Source organism: Mesorhizobium sp. W016 (genome assembly GCF_054719485.1).
The window spans coordinates 457,033-474,994 of the sequence record NZ_JBTTIF010000002.1 but is presented as its reverse complement, the minus strand read 5'-3'; the positions used below and the strand labels follow the sequence as shown (position 1 = coordinate 474,994).

The 17,962-nt window shown below is 62.6% G+C and carries 14 protein-coding genes; 11 read left to right on the top strand and 3 right to left on the bottom strand.

The features are described from left to right. Positions 1 to 22: 22 nt before the first annotated feature. The gene (locus ACYG9V_RS02715; RefSeq protein ID WP_023688888.1) at positions 23 to 1,531 is read right to left on the bottom strand and encodes a mannitol dehydrogenase family protein; all 1,509 of its coding nucleotides are present in this window, start codon (positions 1,529 to 1,531) and stop codon (positions 23 to 25) included. A gap of 189 nt (positions 1,532 to 1,720) precedes the next feature. Here ACYG9V_RS02715 and uxaC point away from each other — a divergent pair, with 189 nt between their 5' ends. The 9 genes from uxaC to recQ all read left to right on the top strand — a co-directional run bounded on the left by uxaC (position 1,721) and on the right by recQ (position 10,967). Continuing rightward, complete coding sequence (uxaC, locus tag ACYG9V_RS02710) at positions 1,721 to 3,130, top strand: glucuronate isomerase (protein WP_023698223.1); 1,410 nt, start codon at positions 1,721 to 1,723, stop codon at positions 3,128 to 3,130. 38 nt (positions 3,131 to 3,168) lie between these two features. Continuing rightward, positions 3,169 to 4,146 carry a TRAP transporter substrate-binding protein gene (locus ACYG9V_RS02705; protein WP_023684104.1) on the top strand — a complete coding sequence of 326 codons (978 nt, stop codon included), beginning with the start codon at positions 3,169 to 3,171 and terminating at the stop codon, positions 4,144 to 4,146. A 70-nt stretch (positions 4,147 to 4,216) separates the two neighbouring features. Further along, on the top strand, positions 4,217 to 4,780 hold the full coding sequence (locus ACYG9V_RS02700) for a TRAP transporter small permease (protein WP_460221906.1): 564 nt from the start codon (positions 4,217 to 4,219) through the stop codon (positions 4,778 to 4,780). Then, on the top strand, positions 4,781 to 6,061 hold the full coding sequence (locus ACYG9V_RS02695; protein ID WP_023693176.1) for a TRAP transporter large permease: 1,281 nt from the start codon (positions 4,781 to 4,783) through the stop codon (positions 6,059 to 6,061). It abuts the gene before it with no gap. A 38-nt stretch (positions 6,062 to 6,099) separates the two neighbouring features. Then, positions 6,100 to 6,876: a FadR/GntR family transcriptional regulator gene (locus ACYG9V_RS02690; protein WP_352765221.1), complete on the top strand. Its 777-nt coding sequence runs from the start codon at positions 6,100 to 6,102 to the stop codon at positions 6,874 to 6,876. A 20-nt stretch (positions 6,877 to 6,896) separates the two neighbouring features. Then, positions 6,897 to 7,754 carry a 5-dehydro-4-deoxy-D-glucuronate isomerase gene (gene kduI, locus ACYG9V_RS02685; protein ID WP_352765222.1) on the top strand — a complete coding sequence of 286 codons (858 nt, stop codon included), beginning with the start codon at positions 6,897 to 6,899 and terminating at the stop codon, positions 7,752 to 7,754. Further along, positions 7,751 to 8,518, top strand: coding sequence for a 2-dehydro-3-deoxy-D-gluconate 5-dehydrogenase KduD (gene kduD / locus ACYG9V_RS02680; RefSeq protein ID WP_352765224.1), 768 nt, complete (start codon positions 7,751 to 7,753; stop codon positions 8,516 to 8,518). Before kduI ends, kduD begins: the two co-directional genes overlap by 4 nt. A 10-nt stretch (positions 8,519 to 8,528) precedes the next feature. Next, a complete protein-coding gene (locus ACYG9V_RS02675) occupies positions 8,529 to 8,867 on the top strand; it encodes a cupin domain-containing protein (protein ID WP_023684110.1) in 339 nt (112 codons plus the stop codon). A 261-nt stretch (positions 8,868 to 9,128) separates the two neighbouring features. Continuing rightward, positions 9,129 to 10,967: a DNA helicase RecQ gene (recQ, locus tag ACYG9V_RS02670; protein ID WP_352765281.1), complete on the top strand. Its 1,839-nt coding sequence runs from the start codon at positions 9,129 to 9,131 to the stop codon at positions 10,965 to 10,967. Positions 10,968 to 12,284: 1,317 nt separating this feature from the next. On the opposite strand, the gene ACYG9V_RS02665 is transcribed toward recQ, so the two are convergent. Beyond that, on the bottom strand, positions 12,285 to 13,223 hold the full coding sequence (locus ACYG9V_RS02665; protein WP_352765226.1) for an AraC family transcriptional regulator: 939 nt from the start codon (positions 13,221 to 13,223) through the stop codon (positions 12,285 to 12,287). A gap of 127 nt (positions 13,224 to 13,350) precedes the next feature. Here ACYG9V_RS02665 and ACYG9V_RS02660 point away from each other — a divergent pair, with 127 nt between their 5' ends. Next, on the top strand, positions 13,351 to 14,244 hold the full coding sequence (locus ACYG9V_RS02660; protein ID WP_352765228.1) for an SDR family oxidoreductase: 894 nt from the start codon (positions 13,351 to 13,353) through the stop codon (positions 14,242 to 14,244). 276 nt (positions 14,245 to 14,520) lie between these two features. On the opposite strand, the gene ACYG9V_RS02655 is transcribed toward ACYG9V_RS02660, so the two are convergent. Next, positions 14,521 to 15,567, bottom strand: coding sequence for a class I SAM-dependent methyltransferase (locus ACYG9V_RS02655; RefSeq protein WP_352765230.1), 1,047 nt, complete (start codon positions 15,565 to 15,567; stop codon positions 14,521 to 14,523). Positions 15,568 to 15,834: 267 nt separating this feature from the next. Between ACYG9V_RS02655 and ACYG9V_RS02650 the strand changes: the two genes are divergently transcribed. Next, the gene (locus ACYG9V_RS02650) at positions 15,835 to 17,814 is read left to right on the top strand and encodes a putative bifunctional diguanylate cyclase/phosphodiesterase (RefSeq protein ID WP_023715924.1); all 1,980 of its coding nucleotides are present in this window, start codon (positions 15,835 to 15,837) and stop codon (positions 17,812 to 17,814) included. Positions 17,815 to 17,962: the final 148 nt, after the last annotated feature.

Here is a 17,962-nt window from a genome sequence, read left to right as displayed (position 1 = left end):
AATGGGCGGTTCCGGACCAGCTTCAGCCTACGTTTGTCGGCTCCGGTATGCCGAGCGCTGAGAGCGCAAGCACGATCCCGCCTTGCAGGATATGCTCGCGATGAGCGGCGACCAGTTCGATCAGCGTCTGCCGCTCGGGCTTGCCGCTGGCGAAGCCGGCCCAGTCGAACACCGCCGCTACTCGTTCCAGCATCCGTCGTTCGTCGAGCGCCGCCAGCGCCGCGTCGAGCGGATCGGTAAAGTGGGCTTCCGGCAGGTCCTTGCCGCGCGCCTCGCAGGCGGCGATCCAGGCGGCGATCACCAGCGTCAGATGCTCCGGGACCAGGCCGGCCTGGATGCACTCGATGGCGGTAGCGACAATGCGCTGCGGCAATTTCTGGCTGCCGTCATTGGCGATCTGCGCGGTGCGGTGGGCCAGCGCGGTGTTGGAGAAACGTTCGGCAAGTTCGGCCGTATAGGCTGACGTGTCGAGCCCGGCATCCCCAGGCAATGTCGGGATGGCCTCGGCCCAGAGCCGGTCGACGAACGCGCGGATCGCGGGATCCGCGAAGGCGCGGTCGACGGTGACGTGGCCGCTGAGCAGGCCGATATAGGCGATGCCCGAATGGGCGCCGTTGAGCAGCCGAAGCTTCATGTCCTCGAACGGCCGGACATCCTCGACCATGGTGACGCCGAATTTCTCCCAGGCCGGGCGGCCGGCTGGAAACCTGTTTTCGATCACCCATTGCCGGAACGGTTCGGTCATCACCGGCCAGGCGTCCTCGAGGCCGAGTTCGACCGCGATGCGCGCCCGGTCGGCATCGGTGGTTGCCGGCACGATGCGGTCGACCATGCTCGATGGGAATGCAACGTCATCGGCTATATGACCGGCGAGGGCAGCGTCGCCTGAAGCAGCAGCGCCGGCATCGCGCAGTTTTGCAAACCCGACCAGCAGCCGGTGCAGCGTGGCGCCATTGGCCGGCAGGTTGTCGCAGCAAAGCACGGTGAAGGGCGGCGTGCCGGCGGCCCGGCGTCGCACCAGCGCTTCCGCCAGGAATCCATGCGCTGTCCTGGGAGATCCGGGATTGCCCAGATCGTGGACGATATCGGGATGGTTTTCGTCGAGGCTGCCGTCGGCGGCCCTGAGATAGGCCTTTTCGGTGATGGTCAGGGTGACGATGCGGGTGCGCGGGTCGGTCAGCGCGGCCAGCACCGCGCCGGGGTCTTCCGGCGCGACCAGCATCGACTGGATCGAGCCGATAATGTGCAGCGCTTCGCCATCGCTGCCGCGCACCGCCAGCGTGTAGAGCCCGTCCTGTGGCGTCAGCGCATCGCGCGTGTCGGGGCTGCGCAGCGAGACGCCGACAATGCCCCAGCCGGTCTCGCCGGCCGCTAGGCAGTCATCGACATAGGCGGCCTGATGGGCACGGTGGAAGGCTCCAACGCCGAGATGGACGATGCCTGGGGCGACACTGGCGCGATCATAGGGGGGGACCGCGACCGAGGCCGGCAAGGATTGCACTGTTGCGTTGGAAAGGCGTCTGCTGGTCATGGCTTGGCTTGTTGGGCGCGGCTTGTCGCTGGATGGTGTGCGGGGCGGGATCTGCTAGCGGCGTAACATCCGCTCTTCCGCCGCACAATGACCTGACGCCGGTTAAAAGTCATCATACAACAATCCAGTTTTTGTATGTTGACATTATTTCTTTCCAATCCTACCGATATCGCCCCTGGGAGGAACGACGTGGCGGGACTGACCGATCCGGATCTGCTTTTTGCCGCCGAAGGGCGCGCGCTGTCGATCGCGCGCGATCTCCATGCCGGCATCAAGGACCTGCCGATCATCAGCCCGCACGGCCACACCGATCCGCGTTGGTATGCGCTCAACGAGCCATTCCCCGATCCCGCGCAATTGCTGGTGGTGCCCGACCACTACATTTTCCGTATGCTGTTCAGCCAGGGCGTGCGGCTGGAAGATCTCGGCGTCCCGACCCTCGACGGCTCGCCGGTCGAGACCGATCCCAGGGCGATCTGGCGGCGCTTCGCCGAGCACTATTACCTCTTCCGCGGCACGCCGACGCGGTTGTGGCTCGACCATGTGCTCGAGCATCTGTTCGGCATCGAAGAGCCGCTCAACGCCAGCACCGCTAGCCGCCATTACGACACCATCGCGGCGCTTTTGCAGCGCGACGATTATCGCCCACGCGCGCTGTTCGAGCGCTTCAACATCGAGGTCATCGCGACGACCGAGGGCGCACTCGACGATCTCCAATGGCACAAGACGATCCGCGACAGCGGCTGGCAGGGCCGCGTCATCACTGCCTACAGGCCGGATGCCGTCGTCGATCCCGACTTCGAAGGATTTTCGGCCAATCTCGATCGTCTGGGCGAGATCGCCGGCTGCGACACCGGCACATGGGCCGGCTATCTCGACGCGCATCGCCAGCGCCGCGCCTTCTTCAAAAGCTTCGGCGCAACCTCGTCGGACCACGGCCATCCGACGGCCGAGACCGCCAATCTTTCCGATGCGGCGGCGGAAGAGCTGTTCAACCGCATCCGCCGCGGCTCGGACGACGAGCGCGAGCGCAAGCTGTTTCGCGCCCAGATGCTGACCGAAATGGCCAAGATGAGCCGCGACGACGGGCTGGTCATGCAGATCCATCCCGGCTCCTGGCGCAACCACTCGCCTGGTGTTTTCCAAAAATTCGGCCGCGACAAAGGCTTCGATATTCCGACCCGCACCGACTATGCCGCGGCGCTCAAACCCTTGCTCGACTGCGTCGGGCTGGAGCGCGACCTCTCCATCATTCTGTTCACGCTCGACGAGACCAGCTACGCGCGCGAACTGGCGCCGCTGGCCGGCGTCTATCCGGCGTTGAAGCTCGGGCCGGCCTGGTGGTTCCACGACAGTCCGGAAGGCATGCGCCGGTTCCGCGAGATGACCACCGAGACCGCCGGCTTCTACAACACCGTCGGCTTCAACGATGACACCCGTGCCTTTCCGTCGATTCCCGCCCGTCACGATGTGGCGCGCCGGGTTGACTGCGCCTTTCTCGCCCGTCTCGTCGCCGAGCACCGGCTGCGTGAGGACGAGGCGCATGAGCTGGCGCGGGAGCTTGCCTACACGCTTGCCAAGAAGGCGTACCGGCTGTGAGCCGGGCGCGTGGAATTTTAAAAGGGAGGAAGACAGTCATGTTGCATTTTTCAAAACTGATGGCAGCCACATTCGCCTTCGGCTCGCTGATGATCGGCGTTGCCGGCGCCCAGACCGTACTGCGCTCGGCCGACACCCATCCGGACGGGTATCCGACCGTCGAGGCGGTCAAATATCTCGGCGAGCTCATCAAGGAGCGCACCGCCGGCCGCTATTCGGTCGAGGTCTATCATTCGGCGCAGCTCGGCGAGGAAAAAGACACGATCGAGCAGACGCAGACCGGTGTCATCGATCTGAACCGCGTCTCGATGGGTCCGTTCAACGGCATCGTGCCGGAAACCGCGGTGCCGTCGCTGCCCTACATGTTCCGTTCGGTCGAGCACATGCGCCATGTCATGGACGGGCCGATCGGCGACGAGATCCTCAAGGCCTTCGAGACGCATGATCTGGTCGGCCTTGCCTTCTACGATTCCGGCGCCCGTTCCTTCTACAACACCAAGAAGGACATCACCTCGATCGCCGATCTGAAAGGCATGAAGTTCCGCGTCATCCAGTCCGACGTGTTCGTCGACATGGTCAACGCGCTTGGCGCAAACGCCACGCCGATGGCCTATGGCGAGGTCTATTCGGCGCTCGAAACCGGCGTCATCGACGGCGCCGAGAACAACTGGCCCAGCTTCGAATCCGCCAAGCACTACGAAGTCGCCAAGCACTACACCGTCGACCAGCACCAGATCGTGCCGGAAGTGCTGGTAATGTCGAAGTCGAGCTGGGACAGACTGACGCCGGAAGACCAGGCGATCGTCAAGCAGGCGGCCAAGGACAGCGTCGTCAAGATGCGCGAATTGTGGGACGCGCAGGAGAAGAAGTCGCGAGAGATCGTCGAGAAGGCCGGCGTCAAGGTCAGCGAGATCGACAAGCAGCCGCTGATCGATGCGATGAAGCCGGTCTACGACAAGTATCTGAAGACGCCGGAGCTCAAGGACCTCGCGACGCGCATCCAGGCGACCAAGTGATTTTCTGGCGGGGCGGCATGGCGCCGCCCCGCTAATCGCTTTTAGGGGACGGAAAGACCGGGAGGTTCGGATGAGTGCGGGAACGGCCAGGAGCGGAGCGCCACCGCGCTTCAGCGCGGTGCTTTCGAAGATTTGCGACGGTGCGCTCTATCTCGCGGGCATCGGGATGGTCGCCATGACCGCGCTTGTTGCCTACCAGGTGTTTTCCCGCTTCGTGCTCAACGCGTCACCGAGCTGGACCGAAGTCACCGCCATCATGCTGATGAACTGGTTCATTTTCCTGGGCGCTGCCGTCGGCGTGCGCGAGAATTACCATATGGGCTTCGACGTGCTGCTCTATATCCTGCCCAAGGGCAGCAAATGGGCGCTGCGCACCCTGTCCGACCTGATCGCGTTCGGCTTCGGCTTCGGCATGGTCTGGTACGGCTGCAAGCTGGTCGGGCTGACCTGGCGGACCATCATCCCGGCGCTCGAGCTTCCCGGCGGTTTCGACTATCTGCCGCTGGTCGCCGGCGGCTTTCTGATCTGCCTGTTCTCGGCCGAACGCATCGTGCTGCGCTGGTCCGGCGCCGACATCGACAAAGATATCAATCTCGAGGAAGTGCCGGAAATGCCGGCCGTGCAGGAGGCCTAGATGGAACTCTGGATCCTGTTCGGCGTCTTCACGCTTTTGATGTTTGCCGGCACGCCGATCGCCTTTTGCCTGGGTGCGGCGTCCTTCGCCACCGTGCTTTATCTCGGCCTGCCGCCCCTGGTGGTGTTCCAGCAATTGAAGTCGGGCATGTCGGCGTTCTCGCTGATGGCGATCCCGTTCTTCATCTTTGCCGGCGACCTGATGGTGCGCGGCGGCATCGCGCAACGCATCGTTTCCTTTGCCGGCTCGCTGGTCGGTCATGTCCGCGGTGGGCTCGGTCAGGTCAACATCATCGCCGCGACGTTGTTCGGCGGCATTTCCGGCTCGGCGGTGGCGGAAGCCGCTGCCGTCGGCGGGCTGATGATCCCGCAGATGAAAGCGCGCGGCTACGGCGCCGACTACGCCGTCAACGTGACGTCGATGGCGGCGCTGATCGCGCTGCTTCTGCCGCCGTCGCAGAACATGATCATCTATTCGATCGCCGGCGGCGGCAAGATTTCGATCGCCGACCTGTTCACCGCCGGTATCCTGCCTGGCCTGCTGTTCGCCGCTTCGCTGATGGTCACCGCCTATTTCGTCGCCCGCAGCCGAGGCTACCCGGTCGAGGCCTTTCCCGGCTTCTCGCGTGTCGGCGAGCTGGCGGTCATCGCCATCCCCGGACTTCTGCTTATCGGTATCATCTTCGGCGGCGTTCGCTCGGGCGTTTTCACGGCGACGGAAAGCTCCTGCATCGCCATCATCTACGCCTTGCTGGTCACCGTCTTCGTCTACCGGTCGATGGCCTGGGGCGATTTCGTCCATGCCACAAAGGGCGCGGTGCGCACGACCTCGATGGTGCTGCTGATCATCGGCACGGCGGCCTCGTTCAGCTGGCTGATGGCCTATCTCAAAGTGCCGGTGCTGCTGATCGCAGGCATGAACGCCATCTCCACCGATCCGCTGGTGGTGCTGCTTCTGCTCAACGTCTTGATGCTGCTGCTCGGCACCTTCATGGACATGGGGCCGATGATCATCATCTGCACGCCGATCTTCCTGCCGCTGGTCACCCATTACGGCGTCGACCCCGTGCATTTCGGCGTCATCACCATCCTCAATCTCGGCATTGGGCTCAACACGCCACCGGTCGGCACGGTGCAGTTCGTCGCCTGTGCCGTCGGCAAGATTACGGTCTGGGAAGCGATGCGCTCGATCTGGCCGTTCTATGGCGCGGGCATCGTGGTCCTGGGGCTGGTCACCTATATTCCGGCGATTTCGCTCTGGTTGCCGAGCGTGTTCAAATAGGGCGTCTTCAAATAGACGTCTTCAAACAGGGGTGCGATATGGCATCGGATAGCGCTGTTGATCTCAGGGTCGAGAGAAAACCCAAACTGTCGGAGACCGTCGTCGCGGCGATCCGCAAGCAGCTGCAGGCGGGCGAGATCCTGCCCGGCTACAAATTGCCGACCGAAGGACAACTGACCGAGACCTTCGGCGTCAGCCGCACCGTCATCCGCGAAGCGCTGGCCAAGCTCGCCGCCGACGGGCTGGTCGAGGCGCGCCAGGGCGCAGGCGTGTTCGTCACCGAGCACATCTCAACGATGTTCGGCGCGCTCGCCGCCGACATGGGCAGCAAGGATTCCATCGCGCTCAATGTGCTCGAAGTGCGCCTGGCCGTCGAAATCGAATCGGCCGGGCTCGCCGCCATTCGCCGCAACGCCGCGCAGGAAGCAGCGATCCAGGAAGCGTTCTTCGAATTCGAACGGCTGCTTCTCAACAGCGAGCCGACTGGTCCGGCCGATCTCGCCTTCCACCGGGCAATCGCCAGCGCCACCAACAACCCGTTCTATGTCGAGATGCTCGATGTGCTCGGACGCCGCGCCATTCCCTGCGACGTGACCTCGCCCTGGTCGACGGAACTTGTGCAATCCGACAGCTATCAGCGCGGGCTGCAGCGCGAGCATCTGGTGATCCTGAATGCGATCACGTCAGGCGACGCCGAAGCCGCGCGCGAGGCGATGCGCACCCATCTCACCGCCAGCCAGCAGCGCTACCGCGAGCGCCTGCACGCCCGCCAGGTCTTTTATGCCGACTCGGTCAGGGCGACGGCATCCGAATAACCATTTCAGCCGGAGCAGTAATGTCTCAAAGTCACCCGCATACCGATTTCACCTCGCGTTTCGCCATCGACCCGGTTGCCGCGGCTTCTATGGGCACCGACGAACTGCGGCACAACTTCCATATTGACGACCTGTTCCAGCCGGGACGCGTCAGCCTGACCTATGCCCATTATGACCGCATGATCGTCGGCGGCGCCGTGCCGGAAGGGACAGCGCTGCCGCTGGAAGCGATCAAGCCGACGGGGACCAGGAATTTTCTCGACCGCCGCGAGCTGATCATCGTCAACATCGGCGGCGCCGGCTCGGTGACGGCGAATGGCGAGGCCCACCAGTTGCAGGCGCGCGACATGCTCTATCTCGGCATGGGCAGCACCGACGTTTCGTTCGCATCGGCCGATGAAGGCGCACTGGCCAAATTCTATCTGCTCAGCGCGCCTGCGCATCACACCCATCCCAACCGGCTGATCCGCATTGGCGATGCCAAGCGCCTCGATCTCGGCAGCAAGGAAACCTGCAACGAACGCTCCATCTTCCAGTTCATCCATGCCGATGGCGTCAAGACCTGCCAACTGGTGGTCGGTATGACCCAACTGGCGCCGGGCTCGGTGTGGAACACCATGCCTTGCCATGTGCATGACCGGCGCATGGAGGCCTATCTCTATTTCGACCTGCCGGAGACGGCGCGCGTCTTCCATTTCCTGGGCGAGCCGGACGAAACGCGGCATCTGGTGATGGCCAATGAGGAGGCGGTGCTGTCGCCGGGCTGGTCGATCCATTCGGGGGCCGGCACCTCGAACTATGCCTTCATCTGGGCGATGGCCGGCGACAATGTCGACTACACCGATGTCGACCCGGTGCCGCTGGGTGAATTGCGTTGAGCGGCCCTTCCTCCTTCAGCCTGGCCGGCAAGCGTATCCTGGTCACCGGCGCGAACACCGGCATCGGCCAAGGCATCGCCGTCTCGATCGCGCGCGCCGGCGGCACCGTCATCGGTGTCGGCCGCTCGGCGATGGACGAGACGGAAAGACAAGTCGCGGAAGCCGGTGGCCAGTTCGAGGCGGTGCGATGCGATCTTGCCGACCATGCGGCCGCCAAGGCGATGCTCGACCAGGTCTGGGAAAAGACCGGCCCGATCGACGGGCTGGTCAACAATGCCGGCATCATCCGCCGCGCCGATGCGGTCGATTTCTCCGAGGCCGATTGGGACGACGTCATCGACGTCAATCTGAAGACGCTGTTCTTTCTCAGCCAGGGTTTTGCCAGACACGTGCTGGCCGATCCCGGGAGGCGCGGCAAGATCGTCAACATCGCCTCGGTGCTGAGTTTCCAGGGCGGCATCCGCGTCGCGTCCTATACCGCGTCGAAACATGGCGCGCTCGGCATAACCCGGCTGCTTGCCTGCGAATGGGCGGCAAAAGGCATCAACGTCAACGCCATTGCGCCCGGCTATATCGAAACCAACAACACCGAGGCGTTGCGCGCCGATCCCGACCGCAGTGCTGCCATCCTGGCACGCATCCCGGCGGGACGTTGGGGCGGGCCGGAAGACATAGGCGATGCCGCCGTGTTCCTGCTGGCGCCAGCGTCCGACTATATGCATGGCGCGGTGGTTCCCGTGGACGGCGGCTGGCTGGCGCGATGAGGAGATGGTCATGATTGAAGCCAAGATTTTCGCACAGCCCGGCGAGAGCGCCTGGACGCCGACGCCGGACGGCAACAGACGCCGCGTTCTCGTCTCCACCGATGAGCTGATGATGGTCGAGTTCGGCTTCGACAAGGGCGGCGTCGGCGCACTGCATTCGCACCCGCATGTCCAGGCCAGCTATGTCGCCGAAGGTCGCTTCGAGGTGACCATCGACGGCCGCACCGCGACCATCGAGACCGGCGGCAGCTTCATCGTGCCGTCCAATCTGGTGCACGGCGTCAAGGCGCTGGAGGCCGGGCGCCTGGTCGACAGCTTTACCCCGCACCGCGCCGATTTCCTGGCCTGAACCTTTTCGGCAATTCCAGAAACAGGAAACCCGCGCCTCCTGGGGAGGCGCGGGCTGTTGCCTGTGCGCTCGTGGCGCATCGGTACTCGAAACATCGCCGCAGGGTTTGACGGTGCCGCAACATGGTGAAGATAGGTTTAACGATGCCAACCAGGTCGATCGCCGGTGGGGTGTTGCTGCTGCTTGTTGTGGTCACGCAGGGGCTGCGCTAATCGTTCTGTCCACGCCGCTGCTTCGGGCGGCCGATCGAAAACATCAGTGATGCAGATATCGACGACGAGCGTGCCGACGCACGATCCCAAACGACGTGTCCTCAAGGACGTGTTCGGTTTCGACGATTTCCGTCCCGGACAGGCCGCAGTGATGGAGGCACTGCTTGGCGGCCGCCACGTGCTGGCGGTCATGCCGACGGGTGCCGGCAAATCGCTGTGCTACCAGGTTCCGGCGCTGGTCAAGGGTGGGCTGACCATTGTCGTTTCGCCGCTCGTGGCGCTGATGCAGGATCAGGTCGCGGCACTGCGCCTCGCCGGCGTCGCCGCCGATACGATCAATTCCTCGATCGATCGTGATGCCAATGTCGCGGCATGGCGCCGCGTCGCGTCGGGCCAGACGCGGCTGCTCTACCTCGCGCCGGAACGGCTGATGACCGAGCGGATGCTGGATGCGCTTGCCAGGCTCGATGTCAGCCTGATCGCCATCGACGAGGCGCATTGCATTTCGCAGTGGGGGCCGGCGTTCCGGCGCGAATATGAAGATCTTTCGCAACTGCGTGGCATCTTTCCCGACGTACCGATCATTGCGGTGACGGCGACGGCGGACGAGACGACGCGGGCAGACATCGAGAGACGGCTGTTTGGCGGGCGTGTCGAAACGCAGGTGCTTGGCTTCGACCGGCCCAACATCAAGCTTGCCATCGAGCCCAAGCAGGACAGCAAGCGGCAGTTGCTCAATTTCATCGGGCGCCATCAGGGACGCAGCGGCATCGTTTATTGCCTGTCGCGCAAGAAGACCGAAGAGATGGCGGCGTTTCTCGAAAAGAACGGCGTGACCGCGCTCGCCTATCACGCCGGGATGAGCAAGGAGGCGCGCGATGCGAATCAAAACGCCTTCATGACCCTGTCGGGCGTCGTCATGGTGGCGACCATCGCCTTCGGCATGGGGATCGACAAGCCTGATGTCGCCTATGTCTTCCACACCGATCTGCCCGGCAGCCTGGAAGCCTATTACCAGGAGATCGGCCGTGCCGGTCGTGACGGGCGGGCGGCTGAGGCGCATATGCTTTACGGCCTCGGCGATATCCGCATGCGCCGCATGTTCATCGACGACGAGGACGCCGCTGTCGAACACAAGCGCCGCTCGCATGGCCGGCTCGATACGCTGATCGGCTATTGCGAGACGGCCGAGTGCCGCCGCCAGGTGCTGCTCGGTTATTTCGGTGAAGAGGCGGTCCCTTGCGGCAATTGCGACAATTGCCTGGAACAGGCGCCGCGCACCGACGGCACCGCCGAGGCGCGCCTCATCCTGGCGGCGGTGGCGCAGAGCGGCGAGCGCTTCGGCGCCGGCCATGTCATCGACATCCTCATCGGCCACGAGACTGAAAAGATCGCGGCAAGGGGGCATCACAGGCTGGCAGCCTTCGGCAATGGCGCCGCGCACAAGAAGGATTTTTGGCAATCTATGATTCGCCAGCTGGTCGCGAACGGTTTCCTGATGCCGGACCCGGCCGGCCATGGCGGGTTGGCCATCACGGACAAGGGCCACGCACTCGGCCGGGGCGAGGTGCCGTTCCAGTATCGGGTCGAGATGCGCACGCGCGCCGCGCGCCGCGCGGCTCATGCCGGGCAGAGCCCTCAGAGCGAAAATGTCGATGCGTCGCTGCTCGCGGCGCTCAAGACGGTGCGGCTGCGGCTGGCCAAGGAACGCCAGGTGCCGGCCTATGTGGTGTTTTCGGATCGTACACTGATCGACATGGCCGAGCGTCGTCCGCAAGACCTCGACGATTTTGCCGAAGTGAATGGCGTCGGCGCCGCCAAACTCAAGGAGTTCGGCAAGGCTTTTGTGAGCGCCATTGCCGCGCACCTTTCCGAGACGCCAGGCTGAAAGGGTTTTGCTGGACCAAAGCCCGATCCGGCATCAGTACGCCTTCAACTTGCCCGCCCGCTTATCCTTTCATTTTGGCGCTACCCTGCCGTAGGGGGAATGGCCTTCCAAATTGTATGGAACCGTGACGACAACACACATTCCTGAATCTATGCGGTCGATTCTTCGGATGGAGCCGTGACTATGGAACCCGCTGTTGCGCGCGGGTGGCGGTTTTCTTGGCCTTGGAGACGCTACGTTGGCAGCCGCTATCCGCTGAGCCGAATGGTATGATTCAGACCATCTTTGTTGTTGAAAACCCGCTTTCGACGGGAGTATAGAACTCGACGTTACCATTGCTTTTCGTAGGAGGCTGTGGTAGATAACGTGGGTCCAATCCGCAAAGCATTGCCTTGCGTGGAAGTGGTCGAAGCCGGCGGCGAATGGGTCCGTTCGTGTGGCCAAGGAAGACCAGGAAATTACCCGATCATTCGTGATTGAATCGTTTGCGCTGTCCTATGCTGAGGGCCAGCGGATACGCCTGCATCTCGACAAGTTCGTTCGTCTGTAGAGAGGCTAAGCCCGACGAAAGACCGGTGGGAACCTGACCACCAGTTCATTGAAAGCGCCCGCCGTAGCCAGCTCCGAGCGGAGAGCCAACTGGACTCCCTGCAATCGACCATCGCCGAAACGCGACGCGTCCTAGAGGCTTCACGGAAGCTCTTGGAAAAGATTGCCGAGCGCGAAGACCATACCCAGCCATAGGGAATGGCCGGTGCAGGTTGGGCATGCTTGTGGGGCTTCACCGCACCGGCCACTGCGGGGAGATATGAGGCCCCCTGCGCTGCTTAAGATATAGGCATATTAGCAGCCGCGCAATTAACCGTATTGCGCTACCCAGCCGTAGGGGCATGGAAATCGGAGAAGTTTGTGCCGGTTACCGCCAGCACGCGAGCAAGTCATTCTGGAAGCATGGAAACAGCGATTTTGCTCGTGCCATTGTGCGTCTGAAATCTAGTTCCTGCTGCCGATTATCCCTACGTTAACTGGAATACTTATATTCCCGAAGGGTTGCGAATCAGTCGATTGTCAAGCGCATGCCATGGAGCAAGCAAGGGATCGATCTGAGCAGAAGGGCCGCAGCGGTCGAAGCGCGCTGGGAAATCCGAGCGGCTTCGGCAATTGTCCGCTCTGGCTCGCCCGCTACAACTCGACTCGCGCAGTGTGGACGGAATCACCGGCCATGTGGACGAGAACCATCTGGCGATGTCGTTCACCGAGTTTCGTTCGCGCTACAGCCTTTAAGGGCAAGGTGATCAAGGCGATCGGATCGCCGCCTCAGGCGGCTTCGCGTTCGGCCTGCGCAGTCGGGTCCGGCTCCTGGCGGCTGTACTGCCGCGGCGAACAGCCCATGACGCGCTTGAATGCCGTGCTGAAGGCGCTTTCGGATTCGTAGCCGAGCGCCAGGGCGATGACGGAAACCGGATCGCCGGAATGCATCAGCCGGTCGCCGGCCAGCATCATGCGCCAGCGCGTCAGATAATCCAGGGGTGAGGCCCCGACCGTCTGCTTGAATCTGAGCGCAAAAGTCGATCGCGACATGCCGGCACGCTCGGCCAGCTTCTGCAATGTCCAGCCATGGGCCGGGTCTTCGTGGATGGCGCCGATCGCCGCGCCGATCTGCCTGTCGGTCAGTGCGAACAGCCAGCCGACATTGCCTTGCGCGGTCATATGCAGGCGCAAGGCCTCGATCAGGATCATGTGGGCGAGGTGCTCGACGATGAGAAAGCCGCCGGGACGCCGCTGGCGCAATTCCTGCATCATCCGCTCGACCGGCCAGCGAAGCGCCGAATGGTCGCTCTCGCCGCGGATATGGACGATGGGCGGCAGCATCCGCAACAGGATGCCGGCATGGTCGCCGGACAGCGTGAAGCGACTGCTGACCAGGAGGAAATCGCCGCCGCCATTATGGACGGTGATGCCGCCGGTGCGTGCCGGTGAAAAGATCGTTCGGGCATCGACCGTCGTCAGGCCGAGATCGCTGGCAAGCCGGAAAGGGCGGCCGCGCGGCAACAGGAAACAGTCGCCCACGTCCAGCCGCACCGCGTCAGGGACGCCCTCAACCGACAGCCAGCATTGGCCGGACACCACCGCTCCGCATTTGATCGCTGCCTGCTGGTCAGGAAACTGGATCGCCCAGTCGCCACCGGCTTCCAGGCCGGCGGACAGGTAATTGCGCGGCTTCAGCAGCGACAGCACGTCTGACAGCGGATCCATGAGGGTTCTCGGACGATTGCGAAGATATTTCGGATTTTACCGCATAGATCGTATGATCGCAACCTTCTATCTCCTTCGGCAACGGGCTGCCTGTACGGCCTTCGCCGAAAACCAAGGAGAAATGATCATGCGTGTGTTCGTTACCGGGGCTACCGGTTTTGTCGGTTCGGCTGTTGTGCGGGAATTGCTCGGGGCGGGCCATCAGGTGCTTGGCCTCGCGCGGTCGGAAGCAGGTGCGAAGTCGATCGTGGCAGCGGGTGCCGAGGCGCATCGCGGCGATATCGAGGATTTCGACAGCCTGCGCAGCGGCGCTGCCCAATCGGATGGCGTCATCCACACGGCCTTCAACCACGACTTTTCGAGATTCGCCGCCAGTTGCGCAGTTGACCAGCGCGCCATCGAAACGCTCGGCGCGGCGCTCGAGGGTTCCGAGCGGCCGCTGCTTGTCACCTCCGGCCTCGCCGGTTTTGCGCAGGGAAGGCCGGCAACCGAAGACGACAAACCCGCGCCTCCATCGGCCGCCATGCCGCGCGCTTCGGAAGCAACGGCCGTGGCGCTCGCAGCGCGCGGGGTGCGCGCATCGACGGTGCGGCTGGCGCCGACCGTCCATGGCGAGGGCGATCACGGTTTCGTGCCGATGCTGATTGCCATTGCGCGTGAAAAGGGCGTCTCGGCCTATGTCGGCGACGGCGCAAATTGCTGGGCGGCGGTGCACCGGTTCGACGCCGCCACCCTGTACAGGCTGGCGGTGGAGAAGGGGGCGGGCGGCGTCAGCTATCATGCGGTTGCCGAACAGGGCGTGGCGAGCAAAGAGATCGCCGAGATCATCGGCCGCCGGCTCGGCCTGCCGGTCGTTTCCATAGGCCCCGAGGACGCGGCTGCGCATTTCGGCTTTCTCGGGCATTTCATCGGCAGGGACTTGTCGGCGTCAAGTGAGCAGACCCGCACTGCGCTGGGATGGCAGCCGACCGGGCCGGGGCTCATCGCCGATCTCGATCGTGCCCGCTATTTCGAGGCCTGATCAGGCCGGCCAGTCGCGTTGCATTGCACGACCTACAGCCTGGCGATCAGCGGCAGTGCCAGCAACACGGCCAGACGCAGCCCGCCGAGCGGGCAGCACCGTCGTGCTGCTGGAACCGCCGCCACATCTGTATGGCGGCAAGCAGAACGAACACGGCGTAGGCCGCCCGCAGCCCGGACGACCTGCTCGCCCGTCGCCGGAAAGCCGGCGAAGCCATGGCCTCGTCATGGCAGACCTACCTTGCTACGGGGATGCGCGCGCGATTCCCGCGCCTAGTTAGAGATCGCCCTTCCTCACCTTGCCGTAAACGATATTCCGGTTCGAGCCATAGTAGACTTTCGCGTCGAAAGGACTCCCGCCGAGGGCGGCATTGATGATGCCCCACATATCGTCGGCCGAACGTAGGATGAGCGGCCAATCCATGAAAGTCTCCATGTAACCATCCGTCGTTATCTCGTCGCTGAAATTGGCAAACAGGAATTCGCCACCGGGCTTGACGAGTTCCATGGCTCTTTGAAGCAGGCGGACGCCGATGGCACGCGGCAGGTAATCGTAAAGGCCCGATGCGTAGACGAGATCGAATGTGCCAAGGGCGTAGGCGCGGCGTAGGATGCCGCGTACGGAACCCTGGACTGCCTCGACTGGCGTGCCGGCAAAGTCGTGGTTCACCGTGGCTATGCTGACGGGGTCCTGATCCAGGCCGATCCAACGTTGCAGTTTATGCCTGGCCAACGCGTCGGAGCGTTCGGCTTCCCTGAGGTGGCCGCAGGCAATCGCTAGCACCTCAGCCTTTTCCACACTGCTGGCCGTCTCGTCCACGGTCCTGGCCAGAATATCCCGCCGCTCGCGCCCCGCCACCGAACTGGCAGCTTCACTGGTGTACGCATAGATTTGCCGACCAAGTAAGGTCGACGAGGCCACGATCTCGTCGGCGATCGGATGCTTGTAGTAAATATCCAGCAGGCCTGCATCGCCCGAATACCCGCGCGGTTTTTCGACCGACCACCGCGTGAACGGGTCCTGGAGCAAATATTCCGCGACCCGATGCTGCTGAGCCAAAGGAACGAGTTTCTGCCAAACCGCGGGAGCAACCTGCCGGCGGAGCTTGTGGAGTCGCCCCGCCAAACGATGGACAATGGGGGCGGCCGGTTTGTGTCGCGCAAAGGCTTGATGAGCAAGGTCCAGTATCAGGGCGAGCTGGGCCGTGCTGTCCCTCAACTCGTCGGAGTCAGCCGCCTCTTCGGAGGTCGCAACATGTTTCTTCATCAGCCTGGTGGTGACCAGGCTGTATTGGTCGAGCTGCAGTTTTGGCTTGATAGGCATGCCGTTTACTCTCCGGTTTACCGCCCCGGTCCCCGGCCAGCAGCATAGGTGCGCCGCCAACCAATGCTAACAATTTTAATAAAATTTAAGTAAAATTTTAATCAACGGAACGGCCATCAATCCTGCAAACTGGCTAAATCCGAACCGCCCGTTTACCCTCGGTTAGCGACATCTGACTTTTCTTGCGGACAGGGACGTCTTCATTCCCCGATCGCAGGCGACGTCGGCTGTTGCATTCGCTACTGCAGATCGCGGAGGAGCGTTGCGATGCAACTGAGCGAGGACGTTGCCCAGAAGGTGGCGGCAGCGATTGGACGTCCGCGGTGGCATTCCGCCGATCCGGAACTCCTGACACTGTTCCTGCAGAAGGATGCCGATGAGAATCGCAGCCTTGTGCGATGGGGTATTGCGGCTGCTGTATTCAGCTATGTGGCCTATGGCCTTTTCGATTGGTTTCTCTTTCCGGATGTCGCCGGCCGGCTTGTTTTGACGCGCGTTACGCTAGGGATCACTTCCCTGGCGCTTGTCGAATTTGTCGCCCGACGGGGCTTTGCCCTTGCCACCTTGCACCTTGTAGCAGCGCTGGCGATTGTCTCCGGTGCCCTTGGGTGGCTCGTCTCCGCTGTTGGAACAGAGCATCAGGATGCCCTCTCCCATTTCATGGTTTTTGGCACAGTGTTCATCCTGGGTGCGAATCTGTTCTTCAACTTCCGTTTTTGGCTTTCAGCCCTTGCCTCCGCGACGGTCGCCGCAAGCTTTGTGTACGCCGCGATGTTCTCCCTTCAGGCCGACATCGCCGGCCGCATCGTGCTGTCGGCCTATTTCGTGAACTGCCTCGTCTTGTCGCTTTATCTTTCCTGGCGGCTGAGCCTGGAGCGGTACCAGACCTTCCTGCACGCGCTTCGGGCGCAGTTCCAGGAGCAGGCTGCTATCAAGAAGGGGCAGAAGCTAACCGAAATCGCCGACACCGATCCGCTCACGGGAATGAAGAACCGCAGGGCGATCATTCGAGAATTCTCGGAGCTGCGCGAAGACTGGGCCGCGGACGACGACGAGATAGGGCTCATTCTGATCGACGTCGACTACTTCAAAAGGTTCAATGACGGACTTGGTCATCAGGCCGGCGACGATTGCCTGATCAAACTCGCCCATGTCCTCTCCGAGATGGCGGCTGCCAACAACGCCATCGCGGCCCGCTATGGCGGAGAAGAATTCGTCATTCTCTGCAAGGTCACCGGGCGGGCTCACCTTCATGAGATAACGAAGAAATTCTGTCGCGCTGTAGAGGATTTGGATATCTACCACCCTGATCGGGGCGACAAGCTCAACATCGTAACGATCAGTGCCGGGGCGTCGTTGACGCGCGCCGATCAGAGCATAGAGCTTAGAATCCTGCTGCAGGAAGCTGACCGCGCGCTCTACGCGTCCAAGTTTGCCGGTCGGGCTACGTTCACGATTTACGACCCGCACGCCACCAGCCAGGATCGCTCCGGCGAAAATCTTTCAGAACTGCTGAAGGTGGCAGTTTCCAACCAGCTCGTTTCTGTCGCTTACCAGCCAATTCGCGAGCTGGCGTCGGGCCGCGTGCTGGGGCACGAGAGTCTGATGCGTGTATGCGACTTCGACGGCACCATGATCAGTCCGTCCGTATTCATACCCGTTGCCGAGCAGACCGGAGCGATCGTGGAACTGGGTACATGGCTGATCGATCGAGCCTGCGGTGACATGGCGGAATACGGATTGGGCTCGGTCGTGACGGTGAACGTATCCGTTCTTCAGCTCAAGGCTCCCAACTTTTCACTCCGGATCACCGAAATCCTTGGCAGGCACGGCCTTGCGCCCCAGAAACTGGCCATCGAAATCACCGAAGGCAGTGACATCTTTCTGGAGGCGCAAGCGGTCAGAAACGTGGAGCGGCTGCGAAAACTCGGCGTTCAGATCTGGCTGGACGACTTCGGAACGGGATTTGCCGGCTTGACATGGCTCCGCCGCTTCAAATTCGACGTGGTCAAGATCGATCGCAGCTTCCTCCACGATTGCCAGACGTCTCGTGGCTTGAGCCTGTTGCGGGACATGGTCGGGCTGCTTCGCAATCTCGGCCATGTCGTGCTCGCCGAGGGCGTCGAAACGGAGGAGCAGTACATATTGCTGCAGCGCCTGGGGGTAAATTTGATGCAGGGCTTCCTCACCGGGCATCCAGTCCCGATCGAAGAGGTAAACCAAATGAGGCAAGGCCTTGTTGCCTAGCGGCAGCCTCTACGCTGAAGCTTCGGAGGGCATCCTGCTTCGTTCCGGTCCCCCTACGCTACTTCGTAGCTTCGGGCGACACTCCTACGCCCAGATTCGGTTCCGGGTGGCCTGCCACCCGAAGCCCGCAGGGCGTAGGGTGGCGGAG